The sequence below is a fragment of the Ewingella sp. AOP8-B2-18 genome (assembly GCF_052376015.1).
GTDB lineage: Bacteria > Pseudomonadota > Gammaproteobacteria > Enterobacterales > Enterobacteriaceae > Ewingella > Ewingella allii.
This window is the reverse complement of record NZ_JBQSVB010000044.1, coordinates 1-2,571: the sequence shown is the minus strand read 5'-3', so window position 1 is coordinate 2,571 and position 2,571 is coordinate 1. Positions and strand designations below refer to the sequence as shown.

Sequence of the window (2,571 nt, the reverse complement as noted above, 5' to 3'; positions counted from 1 at the left end):
GGGAAGATGCGTGATCTGATCCTTCAACTCAGCAAAAGTTCGATTTATTCAACAAAGCCACTTCTTGGTTAAAGTAATAATATCATCATATTTACTTTCGACTGATAGAGAGCTACAAGTATACCGAGTAATATAGACGTTTGAAGCAGTGAATTTTTTCATTTTCTTACTCCGATATTATTTACCTCTTCTCCCTTTATGATCGTTTTAATATCGTATGCTTGTTGGTCAAAGAATCCTTCTGGCCATTTAGATAATTCACCCTTACTTCCTATTTCAATAGTTTCTACGTTATTTTTATTATCCTCAGTCGAGGACACATAATAAACTTTAAAATCACCCTCATTATATTTGTTATTTAATCTAGCTATTACTCTAAGGCCATTTAATAAATGATCGCTGTGAGTTTCAATTATGACCTGAATACCTGAAAGTGCAGTTAGGGCAATTAGGCGTCCTAAAAAACTTTGTCCTCTAGGGTGAAGGTGGGCCTCAGGATTTTCAATGATAACTAATCCTCCGGGTTTTGTAACCAATAATGCTATTACTACGCTTAAGGCATAGCTCAGTCCAAATCCCATATTGAGAGGAATAGTTTTACTTGAACCAAAGGCTTGGAATTGAGCATAGCTAACTCCTGCCTCTTTTACTATTTCTGATTCTATAATGAACCCAGGAGAAATTTCTGACATCCAATAATTTATATTTCTTCTTATTGATGAGTTCTTGTCTGCTTCGCTATGTGTGCGTAAATCATCTTCAGAAAGTCTAATTCCTGTTTCATCAAGCTTTGAGTAGACCTCGTATGAGTATTGTCCCTTTGAACCTAACCAGTTAATACTGGATTCAGTTCTATTAATATTAAGATATTCGCGAGGGCCGAAACGCTCAGCTTCAATAAATTGGAATCCATTATTTTTAAAGTAATGCTTAAATATGGATTGAAGATTTTTCACATTTTTATTTTTAAAAATAAGATGATTTTTTAATTCTATTTGTTCATTAAAGTCATCGAAACCCCAAGATAAATTATATTTTTTTCTGTTTTGTATAACTAATTCTATATTAAGACTTTCATCACCATCAGTTGCATTTCGAGAAAAAATGTCTGTTGAAGAACCTAATGTTACTAAATCGCCGTTGATGGTTGCATTTTCAGAGAATTTGCTTTGAAATGGTATTGCAATCGCTTGAATTGCCGTGCTTTTACCAACTGAGTTATTTCCACAAAATACAGTAAGCTTTCCAAAATTAAATAATTGGTCTTGATAACATTTAAAGTTTTTAAGGGTTATTTGCGTGATCATTATTCTGCTCCTTCAAAGGGTCGATATTAATTTCACAACCTGTTGTTTGCTTTATAATATTAAGGATTGATTCAAATCGGTAAAGAATAGTTACTCGTTTACCTGTTGAGCTCGATATTGCATATTGTAAACCTCGGTTAGTATCGATGTAAGATTGACTGATCCAGGTTGAGTAATTATTTGAGTCATCTTTAATTGCATTATAAAAAAGAGTTATAAAAGCTTCTTTATTTTCTATTATTTTTATTTTCTGCTCTTCTGAGGCGTTAGCAAAAATTGAAATAAGAACTTCAAACAGAGGCTTACTTATTGGATCTTTTTTGCTAGACTTTCTTACTTTTTTAAATGCATCTCTCCCAAATATTTCGTGACAAAATTTCAAGCTTTGTTCAAATTTTTTTGTAAGAGTTGCAAGAATAGTTGATTCTGAAATGAATGAAATTACATTATCTTTAGTAACTTTTTTGTTACCTTGATTATTCACCCACTCCATTGTAGATGTCAAGAAATCATCAAACCTATTATTTCGAAAATCCTTATATCCATTAAGGATGAACGATAAAGCGCCTAAACATAACTCAAGGTCTTTTTGCCGTTTAGGGTTAACAGTACTTGACGTCGCTAATATAAATATTTTTCTAGTTGCAAGGAATTTTAAATAGAAAACACTTGGTCCAAAATAAATGGCTGAACGTATTTCTTGATCACTAAGTTTGACACCATAAGTGTTTATTCTGTGGAACAGTTCAGTTATAAATTTACTAGATTTAGGATCTTCAATATCTATTACATATGCAGTGATTTCGAATTCGCGTACTGCGCGAATATTATTCCTATTGAAATCTTTAAAGTACTGATTATTTGCATCCAATACAGAAGAACTAGCATCGAGCTTTAAAGGGAATTTATTTTGCATGAAATCTTGGACTGTCGTTAATCTTTGAAGTCCATCGATAACAACCCAATTATCGTTTTTACGCTCGCCAAAATAAAAAATTGGCAGTGGCAAACCCATTAGGATAGATTCAATTAATTTGGATTTTTTGTCATCACTCCAAATACGATCTTTCCGCTGATAATCTGGTTGAATTTCTATTTCATCATACAGCAAACGTTCATATAAAAGTGCGAAACTAGGTGTTTGCCTACGGATACTTGGAATATTTATTAAGTTTAATGACTCATCTATTTCTTCATTTTCATCATCAGCAGATAAATATTCATTGTTACCATCATCAATTCCTGTGATATAAGGCATGTCAAC

Annotated in this window: 2 protein-coding genes; both read right to left on the bottom strand. The window is 32.4% G+C overall.

Annotated elements, in window-relative coordinates:
• Positions 1-158: 158 nt before the first annotated feature.
• On the bottom strand, positions 159-1,307 hold the full coding sequence (locus tag ACT3RR_RS23010; RefSeq protein ID WP_496201166.1) for a DUF3696 domain-containing protein: 1,149 nt from the start codon (positions 1,305-1,307) through the stop codon (positions 159-161).
• Positions 1,285-2,571, bottom strand: a 1,287-nt coding sequence (locus ACT3RR_RS23005) for a DUF262 domain-containing protein (RefSeq protein ID WP_496201165.1), incomplete at its 5' end; no start/stop codon positions are given. The genes ACT3RR_RS23005 and ACT3RR_RS23010, both read right to left, overlap by 23 nt.